1 protein-coding gene is annotated in these 1,640 nt (G+C 46.2%); it reads left to right on the forward strand.

The features are described 5' to 3' along the window. Window positions 1-107 precede the first annotated feature (107 nt). A partial coding sequence (locus MJZ26_15090) for a transposase (protein MCQ2107102.1) occupies window positions 108-1,640 on the forward strand: 1,533 nt, incomplete at its 3' end.

Genomic DNA, 1,640 nt, shown 5'->3' on the forward strand with positions numbered 1-1,640 from the left:
TTAGGGTTTGCTGAATATTTTTAATTGTTTGAATATTAACAATATATAACTCTTCAAATTTGGATATTTAACAAAAAGTTCGTATCTTTGCGTGTTAAAATTTCGATATGAAGTACACATCACAGGCAAAACAGCTCACTATAGAAGAATTCCGGTCCTCATTAGAGGGCTTGAGCAAGGCCAATCGCTGGGTCATGCTCGGCGACCTCATGCCGTGGGCAAAGATAGAGAATCTTTACAATTCCAAGTTGAATAATCTGTTACGAGGAGCTGGCAACAAGCCTGCCCGCAGGATTATTGGTGCGGTTGTCATTAAGCAGAAACTATCCTTGTCAGACAGGGAAACGATACAGATGATTCAAGAGAATCCATACATGCAGTACTTCGTTGGTCTCAGCGAATTCACAGACAAACCCATCTTTGACCCTTCGCTCTTCACGACAATCCGCAAGCGTATCGGAGAGGAGGATTTCAATTCCATGAGCGTTTCACTTCTGGAGAAGCAGATAAAGCAGATGGAAGAATCCGAAAAGAATCAACAGGACGAAGACCAAGACGACAAGCCAGAGGATAATGCCTCAAAAGAACAGGACCAGCCGGAGAAGGAAGACCTGGGAGCCGAGTTCACAGACGAACAGGGACGACTTCATAAAGGCGTGCTCAAGGTAGATGCTACCTGCTCAGATGCAGAAGTTCGCTATCCTGTGGATGCAGACATCGTCCATGACGGATGCAAGGTAATCAACCGCTATATCGACAAAATCTGCGACTTTTGTGGATTGAAGAGACCCGTCAGTCATTACAAGACAGCCAGATATGAATATCTTCAGTTGATCAAGAGGAAATGCAAGCGCGCCAGTCAGATCAAATCGACATTGCGTTTGATGCTCCATTGCCTTCATGAAGATATTCAGGCATTTATGTCGCTTGTTGCACCTTCTCCTGCCTATTACGATTCACTCATGCTGTGCGAGAAACGGACTGTGACTGCTATTATAAAGATGTATCACCAGCAGGAGGAAATGCTTTCGAACAATGTCCACCAGTGCGCCGATCGCATCATCAGCATCTTCCAGCCGCATCTTCGCCCGATAGTAAGAGGGAAGGCAAAGGCAAAGGTCGAATTCGGAGCCAAGATAGGTGCAAGCATCTACGAAGGCTATACCTTTGTCGACCATCTGAGTTGGGATGCCTATAACGAGGAATCAGACGTAAAGCTTCAGATCGAACTTTTCAAAGAACGTTTCGGCTACCTTCCGGCCACTGTCCTTGCAGACAAGATCTACATGAACAAAGCCAACCGGCAACTCTTCAAGGAATACGAGATTCATACCTACTGTAAGCCGTTAGGCCGACCACCGAAGGAACCGAAATCTCCAGAGTATTTGGCTAAGATGTCGCAAGCTGTCGGTGACAGGAACGAGATCGAAGCCACATTCGGAACTGGCAAGCGAGTTTATCGCGCCAACAACATCCGAGCCAAACTGCCCGACACAGCTGCTAGCTGGATAGGGTCTTGCTACTTTGTCAAAAACTTGATGAAGTTCTTAAGGGAACTTTGTCTTGTCTTGAACGAAATATGCCGATTCTTGGCTTGGTGGGTCACTTCAAGGGGCAATGTCTGCAGGCCCTTGATAGTG

The sequence above is a fragment of the Fibrobacter sp. genome (assembly GCA_024398965.1).
Taxonomy (GTDB): Bacteria; Fibrobacterota; Fibrobacteria; order Fibrobacterales; family Fibrobacteraceae; genus Fibrobacter.